The sequence below is a fragment of the Pacificimonas flava genome, assembly GCF_000342165.1.
GTDB classification, from domain to species: Bacteria; Pseudomonadota; Alphaproteobacteria; order Sphingomonadales; family Sphingomonadaceae; genus Pacificimonas; species Pacificimonas flava.
In genome coordinates, this window is record NZ_AMRV01000006.1 from 27,113 (window position 1) to 45,788 (window position 18,676).

16 protein-coding genes, 1 tRNA gene and 1 pseudogene are annotated in these 18,676 nt (G+C 62.7%); 9 read left to right on the forward strand and 9 right to left on the reverse strand.

Annotation, left to right across the window (positions count from 1 at the left end; translation table 11 throughout):
* Window positions 1-2 precede the first annotated feature (2 nt).
* Window positions 3-647, reverse strand: a complete 645-nt coding sequence (locus C725_RS09460) for a GntR family transcriptional regulator (RefSeq protein ID WP_008602361.1) — start codon at window positions 645-647, stop codon at window positions 3-5.
* Between the two features lie 155 nt (window positions 648-802).
* Here C725_RS09460 and C725_RS09470 point away from each other — a divergent pair.
* Window positions 803-1,751: pseudogene (locus C725_RS09470) on the forward strand (integrase core domain-containing protein).
* 159 nt (window positions 1,752-1,910) lie between these two features.
* Here the strand turns inward: C725_RS09470 and C725_RS09475 are convergent.
* From C725_RS09475 to C725_RS09490, 4 genes are all read right to left on the reverse strand, one after another.
* A tRNA-Arg gene (locus C725_RS09475) sits at window positions 1,911-1,987 on the reverse strand.
* A gap of 93 nt (window positions 1,988-2,080) precedes the next feature.
* The gene (locus tag C725_RS09480; protein ID WP_008602369.1) at window positions 2,081-3,622 is read right to left on the reverse strand and encodes a class I adenylate-forming enzyme family protein; all 1,542 of its coding nucleotides are present in this window, start codon (window positions 3,620-3,622) and stop codon (window positions 2,081-2,083) included.
* A 65-nt stretch (window positions 3,623-3,687) separates the two neighbouring features.
* On the reverse strand, window positions 3,688-3,975 hold the full coding sequence (locus C725_RS09485; protein WP_008602370.1) for an ETC complex I subunit: 288 nt from the start codon (window positions 3,973-3,975) through the stop codon (window positions 3,688-3,690).
* Window positions 3,976-4,008: 33 nt separating this feature from the next.
* Window positions 4,009-5,025: a polyprenyl synthetase family protein gene (locus C725_RS09490; RefSeq protein ID WP_008602371.1), complete on the reverse strand. Its 1,017-nt coding sequence runs from the start codon at window positions 5,023-5,025 to the stop codon at window positions 4,009-4,011.
* Between the two features lie 93 nt (window positions 5,026-5,118).
* On the opposite strand from C725_RS09490, the gene C725_RS09495 reads away from it, so the two are divergent.
* The 6 genes from C725_RS09495 (at window position 5,119) to C725_RS09520 (ending at window position 11,595) form a co-directional block, all read left to right on the forward strand.
* Window positions 5,119-5,403, forward strand: a complete 285-nt coding sequence (locus tag C725_RS09495) for a chorismate mutase (protein ID WP_038282754.1) — start codon at window positions 5,119-5,121, stop codon at window positions 5,401-5,403.
* Between the two features lie 35 nt (window positions 5,404-5,438).
* Window positions 5,439-7,361, forward strand: coding sequence for a M1 family metallopeptidase (locus C725_RS09500; protein ID WP_008602375.1), 1,923 nt, complete (start codon window positions 5,439-5,441; stop codon window positions 7,359-7,361).
* A 57-nt stretch (window positions 7,362-7,418) separates the two neighbouring features.
* Window positions 7,419-8,282: a phenylalanine 4-monooxygenase gene (gene phhA / locus C725_RS09505; protein WP_008602377.1), complete on the forward strand. Its 864-nt coding sequence runs from the start codon at window positions 7,419-7,421 to the stop codon at window positions 8,280-8,282.
* 95 nt (window positions 8,283-8,377) lie between these two features.
* Window positions 8,378-9,703, forward strand: coding sequence for an MFS transporter (locus C725_RS09510; protein WP_051051309.1), 1,326 nt, complete (start codon window positions 8,378-8,380; stop codon window positions 9,701-9,703).
* On the forward strand, window positions 9,700-10,623 hold the full coding sequence (gene cysK, locus C725_RS09515; protein ID WP_008602381.1) for a cysteine synthase A: 924 nt from the start codon (window positions 9,700-9,702) through the stop codon (window positions 10,621-10,623). Before C725_RS09510 ends, cysK begins: the two co-directional genes overlap by 4 nt.
* Before the next feature lie 102 nt (window positions 10,624-10,725).
* Window positions 10,726-11,595, forward strand: coding sequence for a dienelactone hydrolase family protein (locus C725_RS09520; protein ID WP_008602383.1), 870 nt, complete (start codon window positions 10,726-10,728; stop codon window positions 11,593-11,595).
* 8 nt (window positions 11,596-11,603) lie between these two features.
* Here the strand turns inward: C725_RS09520 and C725_RS09525 are convergent, their stop codons facing one another.
* The 4 genes from C725_RS09525 to carA form a co-directional block, all read right to left on the reverse strand.
* On the reverse strand, window positions 11,604-12,257 hold the full coding sequence (locus C725_RS09525) for a rhomboid family intramembrane serine protease (protein WP_008602384.1): 654 nt from the start codon (window positions 12,255-12,257) through the stop codon (window positions 11,604-11,606).
* A 5-nt stretch (window positions 12,258-12,262) separates the two neighbouring features.
* On the reverse strand, window positions 12,263-12,742 hold the full coding sequence (gene greA / locus C725_RS09530; protein WP_008602386.1) for a transcription elongation factor GreA: 480 nt from the start codon (window positions 12,740-12,742) through the stop codon (window positions 12,263-12,265).
* 89 nt (window positions 12,743-12,831) lie between these two features.
* Complete coding sequence (gene carB, locus C725_RS09535; protein ID WP_008602388.1) at window positions 12,832-16,089, reverse strand: carbamoyl-phosphate synthase large subunit; 3,258 nt, start codon at window positions 16,087-16,089, stop codon at window positions 12,832-12,834.
* A 74-nt stretch (window positions 16,090-16,163) separates the two neighbouring features.
* The gene (gene carA, locus C725_RS09540; RefSeq protein ID WP_038282805.1) at window positions 16,164-17,309 is read right to left on the reverse strand and encodes a glutamine-hydrolyzing carbamoyl-phosphate synthase small subunit; all 1,146 of its coding nucleotides are present in this window, start codon (window positions 17,307-17,309) and stop codon (window positions 16,164-16,166) included.
* A gap of 181 nt (window positions 17,310-17,490) precedes the next feature.
* On the opposite strand from carA, the gene C725_RS09545 reads away from it, so the two are divergent.
* A complete protein-coding gene (locus tag C725_RS09545) occupies window positions 17,491-17,949 on the forward strand; it encodes a GatB/YqeY domain-containing protein (protein WP_008602393.1) in 459 nt (152 codons plus the stop codon).
* Between the two features lie 72 nt (window positions 17,950-18,021).
* Entirely contained in the window at window positions 18,022-18,669 is a 648-nt protein-coding gene (locus C725_RS09550; protein ID WP_008602395.1) for a hypothetical protein, read from the forward strand.
* Window positions 18,670-18,676: the final 7 nt, after the last annotated feature.

The following is an 18,676-nucleotide window of genomic DNA, read 5'->3' on the forward strand; positions in this document are numbered from 1 at the left end:
GTTCAGGCGTTCAACTGAACCGTCAGATCCTTCAGCGTATTCTCGATGTGCTGCAGGGTGAAGCTGGCGATTCCTGCTCCATCGCGGCGCAACCAAAGGTCCAGCATCTGCCGATGCTCTTCGTTGGCCCGCTCGTCCCTGCCGAGCGGTTCCAGATGCTTCCGCACGTAGCGTTCCGACAGGATGTGCAGCCGCTCTAGGATGGTGATGGTCGCCGGCCGCCCGCTGGGGCGGATCAGCGCAAGGTGAAAGGCGCGGTTGAAGGATCCCGCCCCCTCCCCGCCCTCGTTCATAGCCTGGTTCAGCCGCGCCAGCGTCGCGCGCGCGATTTCCTGTTCTTCGTCTGTCGCCCGCGTCGCTGCCAACGCGATCGTATCGGGTTCGATCAGGATGCGCAGGTCGAACACCTCGGTCGCCTCTTCCGCCGACATGGGACGAACGAAATAGCCCCGATTGGCGTGAGACCGCAGCAGGCCCTCTTCCTCCAGACGCGCCAGCGCCTCGCGCAGAGGAATCTTGCTGACGCCGAATTCGGCGGCAAGCGCATCCTGCCGCACGGGTCGATCCGTGCCCACCTTGCCGGACAGGATTTGATCCCTGATCAATTCAAGGAGCTGGTCCGAAAGATTGCGTACGAGCAGATTCATAAAAGGGTTATAGCAATCGCGCTTCGAATGTCTCTGCCAATCTGATCCACGCCAAAACAACAAGGAAATCAGGCGCGCCCGACATGAAGAATGAGGTGTTCCCGGAAATTCGGACAGGGTGTTAAGCTCATCCCGACCTGAAGGAATGGATGGGAATGAAGACGACGAGGAAGCGCTACAGCGCGCAGCTCAAGGCCAAGGTGGCGATGGAAGCGATCCGGGGCGACCTGACGCTGGCGGAACTGGCAGCGAAGCATCGCATCCACCATACGATGATCGGGACCTGAAAGCGTCAGGCGATGGACGGCATGGCTGGCCTGTTCGAAGGAGGCGATCAGGGTTCGAAGGCTGCGAGCGAGGCGGAGATTACGAAGTTGCATGCCAAGATCGGGCAGTTGGTCGTGGAACGCAATTTTTTAGCGAAAGCCTCCGGTCGATGAGCCTGGCACGGAGGCGATCGATGATCGAGCCTGCTCACCAGCGCCTTTCGATCGCGGCGCAATGCTGCCTTCTGCTGATCAGCCGATCGTCTTACTACTACACGCCGGTGCCGGAGACCGAAGAGACGCTGGCGCTGATGCGGGTGATCGACGCGACGTTCCTCGATATGCCGTGGTATGGCAGCCGCCAGATGGTCCGACACCTGCGCCGTAATGGCCATGATGTCGGTCGGCGACGTGTCCGGCGACTGATGGCGAAGATGGGGCTGTCGCCAATCTACCAGCGGCCTCGAACCAGCGATCCGCACCCGCAGCATCGGATATATCCCTACTTGTTGCGCAAGCTGGTGATCGAGCGGCCGAACCAGGTGTGGTGCGCGATGCCGAAGTGCGGATCAGCATGGATGGCCGAGGTCGCTGGATGGACAACGTCTTCATCGAGCCGCCGTGGCGATCTCTCAAATATGAATGCGTCTATCTCCACGCCTTCGAGACCGGTTCTGAGTTGTGGAACGGCCTTGCCCGTTGGATCACCTATTACAACACGCAGCGACCGCACTCTGGTCTGGCGGGGCAAACGCCAGCAGAGGCCTATGGACGGATCGGCGAAACAGATCATGGGGGGCATGCCCCCCATGATCTGATGACCAAACTGGCGGCATAATCACAACAGGGATGAGCTTAACTTCGCCGCCAAACTGTCCAAAAAGACGGGACCACCTCACCTTACCGCCCGGATCCCGCGGGATAAGCTCTGCGGTCATATCTATTTGATACCGAAAAGGGGTCTCCCGTGAACTCGGTATCGATATAACCCATTTCTTGGCGCGCCCGGCAGGACTCGAACCTGCTGCCTCAAGATTAGAAGTCTCGCGCTCTATCCAGATGAGCTACGGGCGCGCGCTGCGGGGTGAATGCGCGGTGTGAGCGAGAGCGTCAAGGTGCAGCGCGCACCGCTCGCTGCCGAGCATGCAGCGCCAGCCTGCGATGGCTTCAGGCCGCGGGGCCGCGATAGCCGTCTTTGAGTTCCCGCTTCAGCACTTTGCCGATGGCGCTGCGGGGAAGCTCATCCACCATCACCACATCCGCCAATCGCTGGGTCTTTCCCACCCGTTCGTTGGTGAAGGCGCGAATCTCCTCCGCCCTGGCACTGCCGACGGCGAACGCCACCGGCGTCTCCCCCCAGGACTCAGAAGCTACGCCGACAACGGAGACATCCTCGACACCCGGGCACTGCCGCGCGACCGCCTCGATATCGCTGGGGAAGATGTTGAAACCGCCGGAAATGATCATGTCCTTCTTCCGGTCGGTCAGGACGAGAAAGCCGTCCTCATCGAAGCGGCCAACATCGCCCTGCCGGTACCACAGGCCCCCCTCTGCATCGTGCCAGTACATCTCGCGCGTCTTGTCCTCTCGGCCCAGATACCCTGTCATCATCGTACCGGAGCGGCCGACGATTTCACCAGCCTTCCCCGGCGCGACCTCCCTCCCCTCATCGTCTATCAACTTCGCTTCGTGTCCGGGCAGCGGCTGTCCGACCGTATGCAGCTTGTCCGGAAACTCGTCCGCGATCAGCATGAAGGAGCAGCCCCCCTCCGTCAGACCGTAATACTCGACCAGCTTGCCCGGCCAACGCTGAAGGATCTCTCGCTTGAGGTCGGCTGCGAACGGCGCCGACGTGCATGTCTTGAAGCGAAAGGCGCTGAGATCGAAACGGTCGAATTCCGGGTCCGCCATGATGCGCTTGTACTGAACCGGAACCAGCATGGTGTGCGTGGCATGCACCCTCTCCGCCAGTTCCAGATATTTGCGCGCATCGAACTTGCGCATCAGAACTGCCGTTCCACCCTGTGCGATGGTCGGCAGAAAGCTGACGAGCGTGGTGTTCGAATAGAGCGGCGTGGAATTGAGCGTAACCGCTTCCGAAAAATTGCCGCGCCCACCCATGGAAACCTGCCGCCAACGCATCAGATTCGAGTGGACGATACCCTTCGGAATACCGGTCGTCCCGGAGGAGTAGATGATGTTGAACGGCCCATCGGGAAAGATTTTCACCGGCGCCGGTCGTTCGCCCTCCGCAGCCAGCCAGTCCTTCCAGGCGACGCCGATGTCGCTGTCGTCCAGGGCGATGACCTGCGCGGAAAGATCCGCTTTCCGACTGCCGAGGGTCGCGGCCGTATCCGCATCGAGGAACACCAATCGCGAGCCGGAATCGGCGATCATGGCCGCCATCTGCTCGTCCGTCACGCTCGGCGCGATCGGCGCCGTCGCCGCGCCGGCGCGCAGCACGGCGATATAAAGCGCAGCATAGTCGAGCGAGGTGCCGGCGCAGACGCTGACCGCTTCTCCCACCGCCACCCCGCTGCGCTGCAGGCTGGCCGCGATGCGGTCCAGATAGGCGTCGAAATCCGACCATGTGAGGCTGCGGTCGTCGACGACCAGGGCTGGCTTCTCGGGATGCTCAACGGCATGCTGACGCGCAACATCGGGCAGCGAACCGAAATCGGCCTGCAGCATTTCAGCAGCGGTGGGCATAAGTCCTCCCTCAATCCCTAAACGGTCGAAAGAGGAGTTAGAACCGGGCTCGCGCCCTGCGCAACCTACCGGAAATTATCGGAGTAGGCCTGAATTTTGAGACGATGGATGCGAGGCGGTTCGACATGAACGGCAAGACCCATTCGCTCGGCATAGGTCAGCGCCTCGTCCTTGCTCTCAAATCGCAGCTTCACTTGTCGCCGCGTATCGCTCGAGCCATACCAACCTGTCAGTGGATCGTGGTTCTGCCGGTCGGCCGGCACATATTCCAGAATCCAATCGTCCCCGTTCGCCTTGCCGGACTGCATGGCGTTGAGGGGGCGCTGATAGATGCGGGCGGTGGTGCTGCTCATGGAAAGTCCAATGGCTCAAGGACGGCGCGCGCGTCAATAGGCCCGCTGTACAGCGAAGGCGACCGTTTCCGTCATCGCGCTCTTCGCCTTGCCGGCGGGGAAATCAGCAATCGCGTCGACAGCCAGGCGTCCGTAATGCCGCGCCCGCTCCAGCGTGTCGTCGATAGCGCCGACCGCACGCATGCGCTCGATCGCTTCGGCAAAATCCGCATCGCTGTTGCGTTCCCCGGAAATGGCCGCTTCCCAGAAGCGCCGCGCTTCGGAATCCCCGCGCTTGTAGGCCAGGATCACGGGCAGCGTCAGCTTACCCTCCCGAAAATCGTCACCTGCATCCTTGCCCATTGCCGCACCGTCCCCAGCATAGTCGATGGCGTCGTCCACGAGCTGGAAAGCGATACCCAGATTGCGGCCATAGCTGTCGAGTGCAGCCTCCACATCCTCGCCCCGCTCCGCCACGACAGCGGAAATCTGGCAAGCCGCTGCGAAAAGCACGGCTGTTTTCGCTGTGATGACATCCAGATAGCGCTCTTCCGTCGTTTCGATCCGGCGCTGTGTCTGCAGCTGGTCGACCTCGCCCTGAGCGATAACCGCCGACGCCGACGACAGGATTTTCAGCACTTTCAGAGACCCGTCCTCGACCATCAATTCGAAAGCGCGGCTGAACAGGAAGTCGCCGACGAGCACGGTGGCCTGATTCCCCCAGATCAGATTCGCCGCCTTCTTTCCCCGGCGCTGCTCCGAACCGTCGACGACATCGTCGTGAAGCAAGGTCGCGGTATGGATGAACTCCACGGCGGCAGACAGCTTGTGGTGCCGCGTGCCGCCATAATCGAGAAGATGGGCACTCGCCAGCGTCAGCATCGGCCGCAGGCGCTTTCCGCCACCCGAGATCAGATGACCGGCAAGCGCCGGGATGACCGCGACGTCGGACTGCATCCGCGCGAGGATGATCTCGTTCACGCTGTTCAGTGCAGGCGCCACCAATTGCAACAGCGGATCGAGCGAGGCGGGACCGGGACGAGCGGTGATGGGGTGAACGGTGGCTGTCATGCGCGGCAGGCTTCGTCAAAACTGAACATACCGCCCTAAAAGCGCATGACTGGCCTCTTGTCACTGGCGCAATTGGCCGCAAAGGTGCGCGCCATGACAGGCACTCCCGACGTTCTTGCACAATATCGCGCCAGCATCGACAATATCGATGCGGCGCTGGTCCACATCCTGGCGGAGCGATTCCGCATCACCAAGGCTGTCGGTGCGTACAAGGCGCGCGAGGGGCTGCCCCCGGCCGACCCGTCCCGAGAGGAGGCGCAGATCGCACGCCTGCGCACTCTGGCGGAAAGCGCAAATCTCGACCCGGAGTTCTCGGAGAAGTTCCTGCGCTTCATCGTCGCCGAGGTCATTCGCCACCACGAGCAGGCGCGCGGCTAACCGCCCCAAATTTTCACGTTCATGGAGCATCGTTCATGCGTTACCTTTCTCTCATCGCGCTGTCCGCGGCGCTCCTTGGCGGCTGTTCCCCGGATGGCATCGGCCAGCCGGCAAGCGGGGAGAAGAGCAGCGAGATGACGAGCAACTCGATCTACGCGACCGAGGAAGGCCGGGACGAGCACAGCTACGCGAAGCCACTGGAAGCGCGCGTCGAACATGTCGCTCTCGACCTCGACGCCGATTTCGGGGCCAGGCGTATGCGCGGAACCGCAACGCTCGACCTCGTCGTCGCCGATGACGCGACCGAAGTGGTGCTCGACAGCCGCGATCTCGAGATCGACAGCATCACGAAGGCGGACGGCACGCCGCTCGAATGGTCGCTGGGCAACAGCGATCCTGCGCACGGTGCGCCGCTGACCGTTCAGCTGGATGACGCCGACAAGATCGTCATTCGCTACGCCAGCGCGCCGGATGCGCCGGCCCTGCAATGGCTGACGCCGGAGCAGACGGCGGGCGGAACGCAGCCCTTCCTGTTCAGCCAGGGTCAGGCGATCCTCAACCGCAGCTGGATTCCGACTCAGGACAGCCCCGGTATCCGCCAGACCTGGGAAGCCTGGATCAGCGTTCCCGACGACCTGACCGTGGTCATGAGCGGCGCCAAGGGAGAAAAGGCCGATCCGACGCCCGCCGGTGATGGCCGGCGCAGCTTCTATTTCGACATGGACAAGGCCGTTCCGCCCTACCTGATTGCGATCGGTGCCGGCGACCTCGCGTTCGAGGAGATCGGACCACGGTCCGGCGTCTACGCAGAACCCTCGGTCGTCGAGGGTGCGGCCAGCGAGTTCAAGGATCTGGAAAGGATGATCGATGCGGCAGAGTCGCTCTATGGTCCCTATCGCTGGGGCCGCTACGATCTTCTGGTTCTGCCGCCCTCCTTTCCCTTCGGCGGCATGGAGAACCCGACACTGACGTTCGTGACGCCGACGGTCCTTGCCGGCGACCGCTCACTGGTGAGCCTTATTGCCCATGAACTGGCGCACAGCTGGTCGGGCAATCTGGTGACGAACTCCAACTGGAACGACTTCTGGCTCAACGAAGGGTTCACGGTCTATTTCGAGAACCGCATCATGGAGAAGGTCTATGGCAAGGAGCGCGCGGACATGCTCGCCGCGCTCGGCTATGCGGACCTGCAGGAGCAGATAGAGGCGCTGGGCGGACCCGAGGCGGCCGACACGCAGCTTCATCTCGACCTTGCCGGCCGCGATCCGGACGACGGCATGACGGACGTCGCATATGAAAAGGGCGCCCTTTTCCTGCGCACCGTTGAACAGGCGGTCGGGCGCGAACGGCTGGATGCATGGCTGCGCGGCTATTTCGATCGAAACGCGTTCGAGCCGCAGACGAGCGCCGGCATGCTTGCGGATATGCGTGAGCATCTGTTCGCCGGCGAGGAGCCGCCGGTCGACCTTGATGCATGGGTCTATCAACCCGGCATTCCCGAGGGTGCGGCCGTGCCGACCTCGGACCGGTTCGGGAGGCTGGACGAAAGCATCGCGGCCTTCACCGATGGCGGCAGCGTCACGGATCTAGACTGGGGGGACTGGACGACTCAGGAGCGGCTCTACTTCCTGAACGGCCTCCCGCGCGAAATGCCGGCGGCGCGGCTGAAGGCGCTGGACGACGCGCTCAGCCTCTCAGACAGCGGCAACAGCGAGATCCGCTTCGCGTGGCTGCGCCTTGCCATCGCCAACCGCTATGATCCCGCGAAGCCCTCCGCCGAGGAATTTCTCTCGTCCCAGGGGCGGCGCAAGTTCGTCGAACCCCTGTTCGAGGCGCTGATGGCGGAAGGCGCGTGGGGGCAGCCCTTCGCGAGGGAACTCTATCGGAGGGTAAGAGCGCGCTATCACAGCGTGACGTCCAGCACGATCGACCGCATCGTGCCCCTTGAAGAACGCTGACGCGAAGGGGGCTTGGCCCCCCTCGCAATGGCGGGCCACATGGTGTAAATAGTTTCTATGGATACTGGTTCGCCACAGCTCACCCGTCCGCCCGAAGCTGCAGAGGACTGGACTGTCCCGCAGGACTGGGATCATTTCAGCCGGGAGGAGCACGCCGTCTGGGATCTGCTTTTTGAGCGTCAGTCGAAGCAGCTGCCCGGGCGCGCCGCAGACGAGTTCGTGGAGGGACTGAACGTCCTCCACCTCTCGCAGCCCGGCATTCCGAACTTTGAGGAACTGTCCGAGAAGCTGACGAAGGCCACGGGCTGGTCGGTCGTGGCTGTTCCTGGCCTCGTTCCGGATGACGTGTTTTTCGACCATCTCGCCAATCGCCGCTTTCCGGCCGGCAACTTCATCCGCCGCCGCGACCAGCTGGATTATTTGCAGGAACCGGACGTCTTTCACGATGTCTTCGGGCATGTCCCGCTGCTCGCCAACCCGGTCTTTGCGGATTATATGGAGGCCTATGGAAAGGGCGGGCTGCGAAGCCTGGAGTTCGGCAGCATCAAGAAGCTGGCTCGGCTTTATTGGTACACTGTGGAGTTCGGCCTGATCCGACAAGCTGGCAACGATTTGCGCATTTATGGCGCCGGCATCGTGTCCAGCCACGGAGAAAGCGTGTTTTCACTCGATTCCCCCAGCCCCAATCGCCTCGGCTTCGATCTGGAACGCGTGATGCGGACGGAATACCGGATCGACGATTATCAGCAGACCTATTTCGTCATCGACAGTTTCGAAAAGCTGTTACAGGAAACGCAGGAGGCGGATTTCGCACCGCTTTACGAACGTTTGCAGGCTCAGTCCGATTTGCCGATCACGACCGTTCTGGAAAGCGACGAGGTCATCACGCGCGGGACGCAGGACTATGTGAGGGCGGCCTGACAGATGTCGAAAAGAACGGGTGGCAAGCCATTCTTTTGCTAGGGGAAGACATTCCCGTCTTCGCCTTGCGGGGCTGACCGGCTAAGCCCGGATCCATGTCATCCGACCGATCCGATCCGGGTCTTGCCGAGGCAAGTGCCCCCCACCCCTTCCGTATTGCGAACTTTCGCGCTTACTGGCTCTCACGTTTGTCCCTGACGCTCGGTCAGTACGCGATGCTGCTGATCATCGGCTGGCAAACCTACAATATCGCGCGCGATGGCGGCATGACCGTCGGCGAAGCGTCGGGACAACTGGCCCTTATCGGGCTGTTTCAGTTCGTACCCCTGTTCCTCCTGACACCATTCTCCGGCCTCGCTGCCGACCGCCTGAACCGCCGAACGGTTGCGCGTTCCATGGTCGGCCTCCAGGTGCTCTGCGCGGCGATCCTCTGCTGGTTCACGTGGCAGGAGGCGATGGCGCTGCCGATCCTCTACGGAATCTCCGTCATACTCGGCATCGGGCGTGCCTTCGCCGGTCCGGCTCTTTCCGCCCTGGCGCCCAACCTGGTGCCGAAATCGGTGCTGCCGAACGCCATCGCGCTCTCGTCCATCGCGTGGCAAACCGGCATGATCGTCGGCCCTGCGATCGGAGGCTATCTTTTCGAGGTCGCGCCGCCCCTGCCCTATGCGGCCGTTCTCGTCCTTTTCTCGATTTCCATCATCTGCCTCAGTCTGATCGGCGACGTGCCACGCAGCCCGATCACGGGCGCAAAAAGGCCGATCGGCCAGATCGTCGACGGCATGAAATATGTCGGGCGCAACAAGGTCGTCCTCGGCTCCATCACGCTGGACCTGTTCGCTGTCTTTCTTGCCGGCGCCACGGCGCTGTTTCCGGTTTACGCCCGCGACATTCTTCAGGTTGGCGCTCCCGGGCTCAGCCAGCTTGCCGCGGCCCCGGCTGTCGGCGCTGCGCTGACCGCGCTCATCTTCTCGTTTCGCCCGCTGAAAACGAATGTCGGACCCCGAATGCTGTTCGCCGTAGCCGTTTTCGCGGTCGCAACCATCGTTTTCGGTTTCTCCAAGAGTATGCCGCTATCGCTGGTCGCGCTGTTCTTTGTCGGCGCGGCCGACATGTTTTCGGTCTATATCCGCCAATCGCTCATCCAGCTTCATACGCCGGATGAAAAGCGCGGCCGCGTTTCAGCGGTTTCGCTCGTCACCATTTCCGCCTCGAACGAGTTCGGCGATTTCTTCTCCGGCAGTCTCGCCTTTCTGATCGGGCCGGTCGCTGCGGTCGTGACGGGCGGTGCCGGCGCGTTGGTCATCACCGGCTTGTGGACATTCTTTTTCCCGGCGCTGCGGAACGCTCGGACCTTCGATCCGCCCAGGGAATTGATAGAAGAACCGCCAGAAGAAAAATTGCAGGAGACAATCCCATGATCGTTGACACGATTCTCGATACGATCGGCAATACGCCGCACGTTAGGATCCAGCGTCTATTCGCTGGAGACCATGAAGTCTGGATCAAGTCCGAGCGCACCAATCCCGGCGGCTCGATCAAGGACCGCATTGCGCTCGCCATGATTGAGGATGCGGAGAAAAGCGGAAAGCTGAAGCCCGGCGGGACGATCATCGAGCCGACATCCGGCAATACGGGTGTCGGCCTTGCCGTGGTCGCGGCCGTAAAGGGCTACAAGCTGGTTCTCGTCATGCCGGAATCCATGTCCGTTGAGCGCCGCCGGCTCATGCTCGCCTATGGCGCGACCTTCGACCTGACGGACAAGGCCAAGGGCATGAAGGGTGCCATCGAGCGCGCGACCGAACTTGTCGAGCAGACGGACGGCGCCTGGATGCCGCAGCAGTTCGACAATCCCGCCAATGTCGAGGTACACACGCGCACGACCGCGCAAGAGATTCTCGCCGATTTTAAGGACGGTGGTCTCGACGCCCTCATCACCGGCGTCGGTACGGGCGGTCACATCACCGGCTGCGCGGAGGTTCTGAAACCGGAAATGCCCGGCCTCAAGGTCTTCGCTGTCGAGCCCACCCTTTCCCCGGTCATTTCCGGCGGCCAGCCTGGCCCGCATCCCATCCAGGGGATCGGCGCCGGCTTCATCCCGGACAATCTCCATACCCAGTCCATCGACGGCGCGATTCAGGTCGATCCAGAGGATGCGAAGGAAATGGCGCGGCGATCGGCGTCGGAAGAGGGCATGTTGGTCGGCATTTCCTCCGGCGCCACGCTTGCGGCCATCAAGCAGTATCTGGACAAGGCCGACAAGCCGCAGCGCGTACTCGGTTTCAATTATGATACCGGCGAACGCTATCTCAGCGTTCCCGATTTCCTGCCGACGGAGTAGTCGTATTGGCGGGCCGGTTCGGGCATTCACCTGCCGGCCCGCTTGTTCCCTGTTCGGCAACGTCTATGCTGTGCCTTCGCGTGATTTCGAAGGATTTGCCATATGTGCGACGAAACCGATCTTCAGCGAATGTTCGACGTAAACCGCAGGCGGTTCGGCGCCATGGTCGGTGCGGCCACGCTTGCGGCCTGTACGGGCCTCGATTCTGAGCCCGCCTCCGGGGCTACGGAGGCAGATCTGTCCGAACGCATGGTGCGGATCGCAACGCCGGATGGTGAGGCGGACGCCTTCTGGGTCCACCCCAGGGCGGGGCAGCACGCTGCGGTCCTCCTCTGGCCGGACATTGCCGGACTTAGAGACGCATTTTACGACATGTCGCGCCGGCTGGCCGCTCGGGGATACAGCGTCCTGACGGTCAACCCCTATTACCGCGATGTCCCGGGCGAACAATTTCCCAGCTTCGAGGCGTTCGCCGATCAGAATGGCTTCAGCGCAGTTGGACCCTGGCGAGAGAAACTGGAGGCAGATGCGATCATGCGCGACGCCAGCGCCTATGCGGCCTGGCTTGACGAACAGGACGCGGTCGACACCACACAGGGGATAGGCACGCAAGGGTACTGCATGGGCGGCCCCTTCACCGTTTGGAGCGCGGCCGCAGTCCCGAACCGGATCAAGGCGGCAGCATCATTTCATGGCGGCGGCCTTGTTCGAGACGGGGAAGAAAGCCCTCACCGGCTTCTTGAGCGTACAGACGCGCAGTTTCTGTTCGCGATCGCGCAAAATGACGATGCCAAGGACGCTGACGCCAAGACAACGCTGAGGCAGGCCGCAATCGCAGCAAATAGAGAGGCGGAGGTCGAGGTCTACCCCGCCGATCACGGTTGGACCGTCCCCGACAGCCCCGCCTATGCACACGATCCTGCCGAACGCGCCTGGACGCGGTTGATCGCGCTATACGATCGCGCGCTCTGACGACCTGATTATCTGCGCGTGCGAATCGCGTCGCGGGCGAGCGGAAGCGCAAGCACGAGGCCGGTCAGGAATCCGCCCACATGAGCCCAGATGGCAATTCCGCCGCCCCCGCCACCGTTGAAAACCAGTCCCAGCGCCACCTGCAATCCGATCCAGACGGCGGCAAGCTGAAGGGCACGGCGCCCCTCGCTGCTGCTTGGATCGCGCCGACCGAAGATCATGGCATGGGCAGCGAACACGCCGGAAATGGCCCCGGACGCACCGACATAGGGTACGATGCTGTCGGGAGACAGAACAGCCTCCAGCAGCGCTCCGACGATGCCGCTGGCGAAATAGAGCGCGAGATATCGACCGCTTCCGAGCAGCGGTTCGACGAAACGCCCGATGAAGATCAAGAAAACCATGTTGAGCAGCAGGTGAGCCAGGCCCGCATGAACGAACGTCATGGTGATGGGCGTCAGCACGGCCGGAACCCCTGGCATGCCAAGAGGAAGACCCGACATCAGACGCGCCGGAATCATCGCCATGCCGTAACCGATGAAGTTCTGGAAGGCGAACTGCTCCACCAGCCAGATCAGGACGCAGAGCGCTGCGATCGCCGCCGTCGCCGGCGCCGTTTTGTAAAGAGCCGGCGGCGGGGCGCTGTGTCGTCCGGTATTCAAAGGGGTTACTTGAATTCGATCTCGTCGATCTCGTAATACTTCTCACCCGACGGCGTCGAAACCTCGACCTCGTCGCCCTTGCGGCGGCCGATGAGCGCACGACCGAGCGGTGAGGTGTAGGAGATGCGGCCACCCTTCGCATCGGCCTCGTAGGGACCGACGATCTGGTAGATCTTTTCCTTGTCGTCCTCATCGATCAGCTTGACCGTCGCGCCGAACACGACCTTGTCGCCCGACAGGTCGGCCGGGTCGATGATCTGAGCACGGCTGATCTTGTCCTCCAGGTCCGTGATCGTTGCCTCGATCTGACCCTGACGCTCCTTGGCGGCATGATATTCGGCATTTTCCGAAAGATCGCCATGCGCACGCGCTTCCTCAATGGCCTGCACAACCTCGTGCCGGTCCTTCGATTTCAGCTTCTGGAGTTCCGTCTGCATGGCATCGTAGCCCTCCCGCAGCATCGGCATTTTTTCGAGCGTCGCCATAACCTGTCCCTCAGCTTTGACAGGAAAACCTTACCGCCGATGGCACCGGCCACCGTCCGATAAAAGACCCGTCCTGTCAGAAAATTCTCTTAGGCTGCCGAATTGTAGGATTGCAGGGACCGGACTTCAAGGGGGCGAGCCTTCAGAACCTCGATCGCAGCCACCGCCGCCCGGCTCGCCGCTGCCGTGGTGTAATAGGGCACACGTCCCTCCACCGCCGAACTGCGAATGGATTTCGAATCCTTCAAGGACTGTGCGCCCTCGGTCGTGTTGAAGATCAGGTCGATCTCACCGTTCTTGATCAGGTCGACGACATGCGGCGATCCCTCAAGCACCTTGTTGATGCGCCGCACCGGAAGGTTTTCCGCTTCCAAGTAGGTTGCTGTTCCACCCGTCGCGACGAGCGAGAAGCCCAGATCGACGAGTTGCCGTGCCGCCGCCAGTATCTGCGGCTTGTCGCTATCCTTCACGGACAGGAACACGCATCCGGACTGCGGAAGGATCGTCTGCACCGCCATTTGCGATTTCGCAAAGGCCGTTGCGAAATCGTAATCCAGCCCCATGACCTCACCCGTCGATTTCATTTCGGGGCCCAAGACCGGATCGGTGCCGGGAAAACGCCCCCAGGGAAAGATCGCTTCCTTCACCGCGACATGCTTGGTTTGACGCGGCGGCATTTCGAAGCCCGACAGCATCTCGCCCGCCATGACACGTGCGGCGATCTTCGCGATGGGCGTGCCCTTCGCCTTTGCCACGAACGGCACGGTGCGACTGGCTCGCGGATTGACCTCGATCAGGTAGACCTCGCCGTCCTTCACCGCAAATTGCACGTTCATCAGGCCGCGTACGCCCAGCGCCATGGCAAGCGCCTCTGTCTGGCGCTCGATCTCCGCGATGATTTCGTCCGACAGGGTATAGGGCGGCAGCGAGCAGGCGCTGTCGCCCGAATGAACCCCGGCCTCCTCGATATGCTGCAGGACGCCCGCAACATGCACGGTCTCGCCGTCGCAAAGCGCGTCCACGTCAACCTCGATCGCATCGCGCAGATACTGATCGACGAGGACGGGCGCCCCGGAGGAGACCTCCACGGCCGTCTGAATATAGGTTTCCAGCTGGCGCGGGCTGTCGACAACTTCCATGCCGCGGCCGCCCAGCACGTTCGAGGGACGCAGCAGAACCGGATAGCCCACCGCCTCCGCTTCCCGCAGCGCCTCATCCAGACTGCGCGCATAGCCGTTCGCGGGCTGCTTCAGGCCCAGCCGGTTCACGAGCGCCGCGAACCGCTCACGGTCCTCGGCCTCGTCGATGGCGGACGGCGGCGTCCCGAGGATCGGAATACCGGCCGCCTCCAGCGCCGGCGCCAGCTTCAAAGGTGTCTGCCCGCCGAACTGGACGATGACGCCGTGCAGCGTGCCCTTCGTCTGCTCGATGTGCAGAACTTCCAGCACATCTTCGGCCGTCAGCGGCTCGAAATAGAGCCGGTCGGAGGTATCGTAATCGGTGGAAACCGTTTCCGGATTGCAGTTGACCATGATGGTTTCATAGCCGGCATCATCGAGCGCGAAGGCGGCATGGCAACAGCAATAGTCAAACTCGATCCCCTGCCCGATCCGGTTAGGCCCGCCGCCAAGAATGACGACCTTCTTCCGGTCCGTGGGTTCGGCCTCGTTCTCCGGCGCACCAAACAGCGGCGCCTCGTAGGTCGAGTACATATAGGGGGTCTTCGCGGCAAACTCCGCCGCGCAGGTATCGATGCGCTTGAAGACCGGGCGCACGTCGAGCGCGCGCCTCGCCTGCGCCACCTCTTCCTCGGTCTTGCCGGTCAGCGCGGCGAGACGCGCATCGGAAAATCCCATGCCTTTCAGCGCGCGGAACCCCGCTGCGGCCGACGGCAGTCCAGCCTCCGTGACGCGCTGTTCGGCCTCCACGATTTCGCGAAGCCGCGCCAGGAACCAGGGATCGTAGCTCGACAAGCGGTGGATTTCCGCATCGTCGATCCCCCGCCGCATGGCATCGGCAACGACGCGCAGCCGATCGGGCTTCGCGCTCGCCAGCAGCGCGGCGATCTCTCCAAGATCGGCATTCTCGAGCTCGGGCAGAGGATCGAGGCCGGTCAGGCCGGTTTCGAGACCGCGCAGCGCCTTTTGCAGGCTCTCGGCGAAGTTGCGGCCGATCGCCATGACCTCTCCGACCGATTTCATCGCCGTCGACAGATCGTTCTTGGCGCCGCGGAACTTCTCGAAGGCGAAGCGCGGAATCTTCGTCACGACATAGTCGATCGTCGGCTCGAAGCTGGCGGGCGTCGCGCCGGTAATGTCGTTCTCGATCTCGTCGAGCGTATAGCCGACCGCCAGCTTCGCGGCGACCTTGGCAATGGGGAAGCCCGTCGCCTTGGACGCAAGCGCAGACGAGCGGGAAACGCGCGGGTTCATCTCGATGACGATCAGGCGGCCCGTCTTCGGATTGACCGCGAACTGCACGTTCGACCCGCCGGTTTCGACGCCGATCTCGCGCAGCACCGCGATGCTGGCGGACCGCATGATCTGATATTCCTTGTCGGTCAGCGTCAGCGCCGGCGCGACCGTGATGCTGTCGCCGGTATGGACGCCCATCGGATCGACATTCTCGATGGAGCAGATGATGATCGCATTGTCCGCCTTGTCGCGGACGACCTCCATCTCATACTCCTTCCAGCCGAGGACGGATTCCTCGATCAGCACCTCCGTTGTCGGGCTGGCGTCGAGGCCGCCGCGCACGATGGCGATGAAATCCTCCTTGTTGTACGCGATGCCGCCACCGGTGCCGCCCATGGTGAAAGAGGGACGGATAATCGCCGGCAGGCCGACGATGTCGAGCGCCGCCAGCGCCTCTGCCTCGCTATGCGCGATCTCGGAGCGCGGGCTTTCCAGACCGATCTTGTCCATCGCGTGGCGGAACTTCAGCCGGTCCTCCGCCTTGTCGATCGCCTCGGCATTGGCGCCGATCAGCTCGACGCCGTATTTTTCCAGCGTGCCGTCGCGGTCCAGCGCCAGCGCCGTGTTGAGCGCTGTCTGCCCGCCCATGGTCGGGAGCACGGCCAACGTCTCTTTCGGGTGGAGATCGCGCTCCTTGGCGATCACCTTGGCGACGATCTCAGGCGTGATCGGCTCGACATAGGTTGCGTCGGCAAGCTCCGGGTCGGTCATGATCGTCGCCGGGTTCGAATTGACGAGGACGATGCGGTAGCCCTCCTCCTTCAGCGCCTTGCAGGCCTGCGTTCCCGAATAATCGAACTCGCAGGCCTGCCCGATGATGATCGGCCCCGCGCCGATGATGAGGATGGCGTCGATGTCAGTGCGTTTGGGCATAGGTCAGTCCGGTCGAACCCGCACGGTCAGGCGGGAAGGGATTTGAAAGGGAATGGGCGAGGTAAGGGGTGCGGTCACGCCAGCCCCTTGACGAAGTTCTCGAACAGATAGTCGCTGTCCTGCGGACCGGGGCTGGCCTCGGGGTGATACTGAACCCCGAACGCGCGTTTGTCGGTCAGTTCGATCCCGCACAGCGTGCCATCGAACAGGCTGATATGCGTTGCCGTCACGTTGGCAGGCAGGCTGTCAGCATCGACCGCGAAACCGTGATTCATGCTGGTGATTTCGACCCGCCCGTCCGACAGACGCTTCACCGGATGATTCGCGCCGCGATGTCCCTGGAACATCTTCGCGGTCTTCGCGCCCGCTGCGATCCCGAGAAGCTGATGACCGAGACAGATGCCGAAGATCGGCATGTCCGCATCCAGAAGCTTCCGGATCACCGGAATGGCATACTCACCGGTCGCCGCAGGATCGCCGGGACCGTTCGACAGGAAGACACCGTCCGGCGCCAGCGCCATGATATCGTCATAGCTCGCATCCGCCCGAACGACGGTAACGCGCGCGCCTGCGTTCGTCAGGCGGCGCAGGATGTTCTTCTTCGTGCCGTAATCGATGGCAACCACATGCGGCCCTTCCCCCGAACCTGCGCCATAGCCGCTGCCGAGAGCCCAGGGGCCACCGTTCCATCCCGCCGTTTCGTCTCGCGTCACATCCTTCGCGAGATCGAGGCCCTCAAGCCCGCTCCACCCACGCGCCTCGGCAAGAAGCGCCGGCATGTCGAACGTACCGTCCGGCGAATGGGCTATGACGGCGTTCGGCGCGCCCCGCTCTCGCACCAGGCGCGTCAGCGCGCGCGTATCGATACCCGACAGGCCGATGCGCCCCGCCTCCGCCAGCCAGTCGTCGAGGCGGCCGAGCGAGCGGAAATTGGAGGGTGCGGTTACATCCTCCCGCACGATGCATCCGAGCGCATGCGGCGTGTCCGCCTCCACATCCTCCTCGTTCACGCCGACATTGCCGATATGCGGAAAGGTGAAGCAGATGATCTGCCGCGCATAGGAGGGATCGGTCATCACCTCCTGATACCCGGTCATGGCCGTATTGAAGCACACCTCTCCGGCAGCGTGGCCTGCCGCGCCGAAGCCGCGGCCCCAGATGATATCGCCGCTGGCGAGCACCAACACCCCGGTTGCGCCCTCTGGCGGTGTATCGGACATGCGCAGGGGTTCGGACTGGGCCACGCGGGGGGCGCTCCTTTCGGGTTCGGATTACTTGTCGGCTAAGCGGCCCTCGTATGGACAGAGGGGATTCGCGTCAATTCTGTTAAACGCACGCCGCCTGCACTATCTGTAGGGTTTCCGCCCGCAAACCCTGCCACAGACGAAGGACGAAGCCCCCATGATCCGGGACCAGATCAAGGCCGCGCAGATTTCCGCCATGAAATCCGGAGAAAAGGAGCGCGTGGCCGCAACGCGCCTCATCATTTCCGAAATCAAGAACAAGGAGATCGCCGCCGGGGTCGGCGCAGGAAATGCCGACGACCCCCTGATCGCCGACGTGCTGACGAAAATGGCGAAGCAGCGGCGAGAGAGCATCGCCATGTATGACGAGGCCGGCAGGACCGAGCTCGCCGACAAGGAGCGCGAGGAACTGACGGTCATCGAGGAATTCATGCCGCAGCAGATGGCGGCCGGCGAAGCCATGGCGGAGGTTCGCAAGATCATCGACGAACTAGGCGCCGAAGGTCCGAAGGACATGGGCCGGGTCATGGCCGCCGTGAAGGAGCGCTTCGCCGGGCAGATCGACATGAAGGAAGCCAGCGCGATGGTGAAGCAGGAACTGACCGCCGGCGCCTGATCCCGGACATCGGAACCTCCGTTTGGGCGAGGCGCTGTAGGAAGAACGCTATAAACGCCGGAGTCTGCCCGCTTGTCTGCCGCTCGTACCGCCCTATTCGCAGCGCCCGTTTTCCTTGCGGCCTGCGCAAGTCTGTCCGGCGGCGGACCAACCGAATATTCCGCCCGCGATTACGGCCTCCTTTCATTGGGGGGTACGGTCGACGGGCCGGTCGGTCCGGCGGTTGAGGCCTCATGGGTATGGCAGGGCGATTCGCTGGGCGATCTGACCGGGCGCGTCGATTGTCCAGCGGGGACAGATCCTTGTGATCCTCGAGCAGAGGGCGAGGCAACGGTTTATACCTACGTCTACCGCGTCACGCCCGGAAACGACGCGATCAACGACGACCCCTTTCCGCGTCCCGAAATCGTTCGCCGTTTTGACGACGTCACTGTCTTTGCCACGAGTTTCGCGCCCCCGGGCTTCACCGGAATCGCGGGTTACAGTTTCGGCGAAGCGGAGGCCGCACTCGGCGCCGGCGGCGGGTTCCGTATTGAGCGGCGGCCGGATGACGGCGGACTGACATTCCGGGCAGAGGGCGGCTCAGAACCTTGGGGCACGGGTGAGACGATCACCTTCTTCTATCAGTCCACCCAGCCGCCCAAGGGACCGGCCGGCGGCTTTCTGCTGGAAGGCGGCGGCTATAAGGCCAGCGGTGTCGGCCCCGTCCCCATGGACTAGTTCCGGA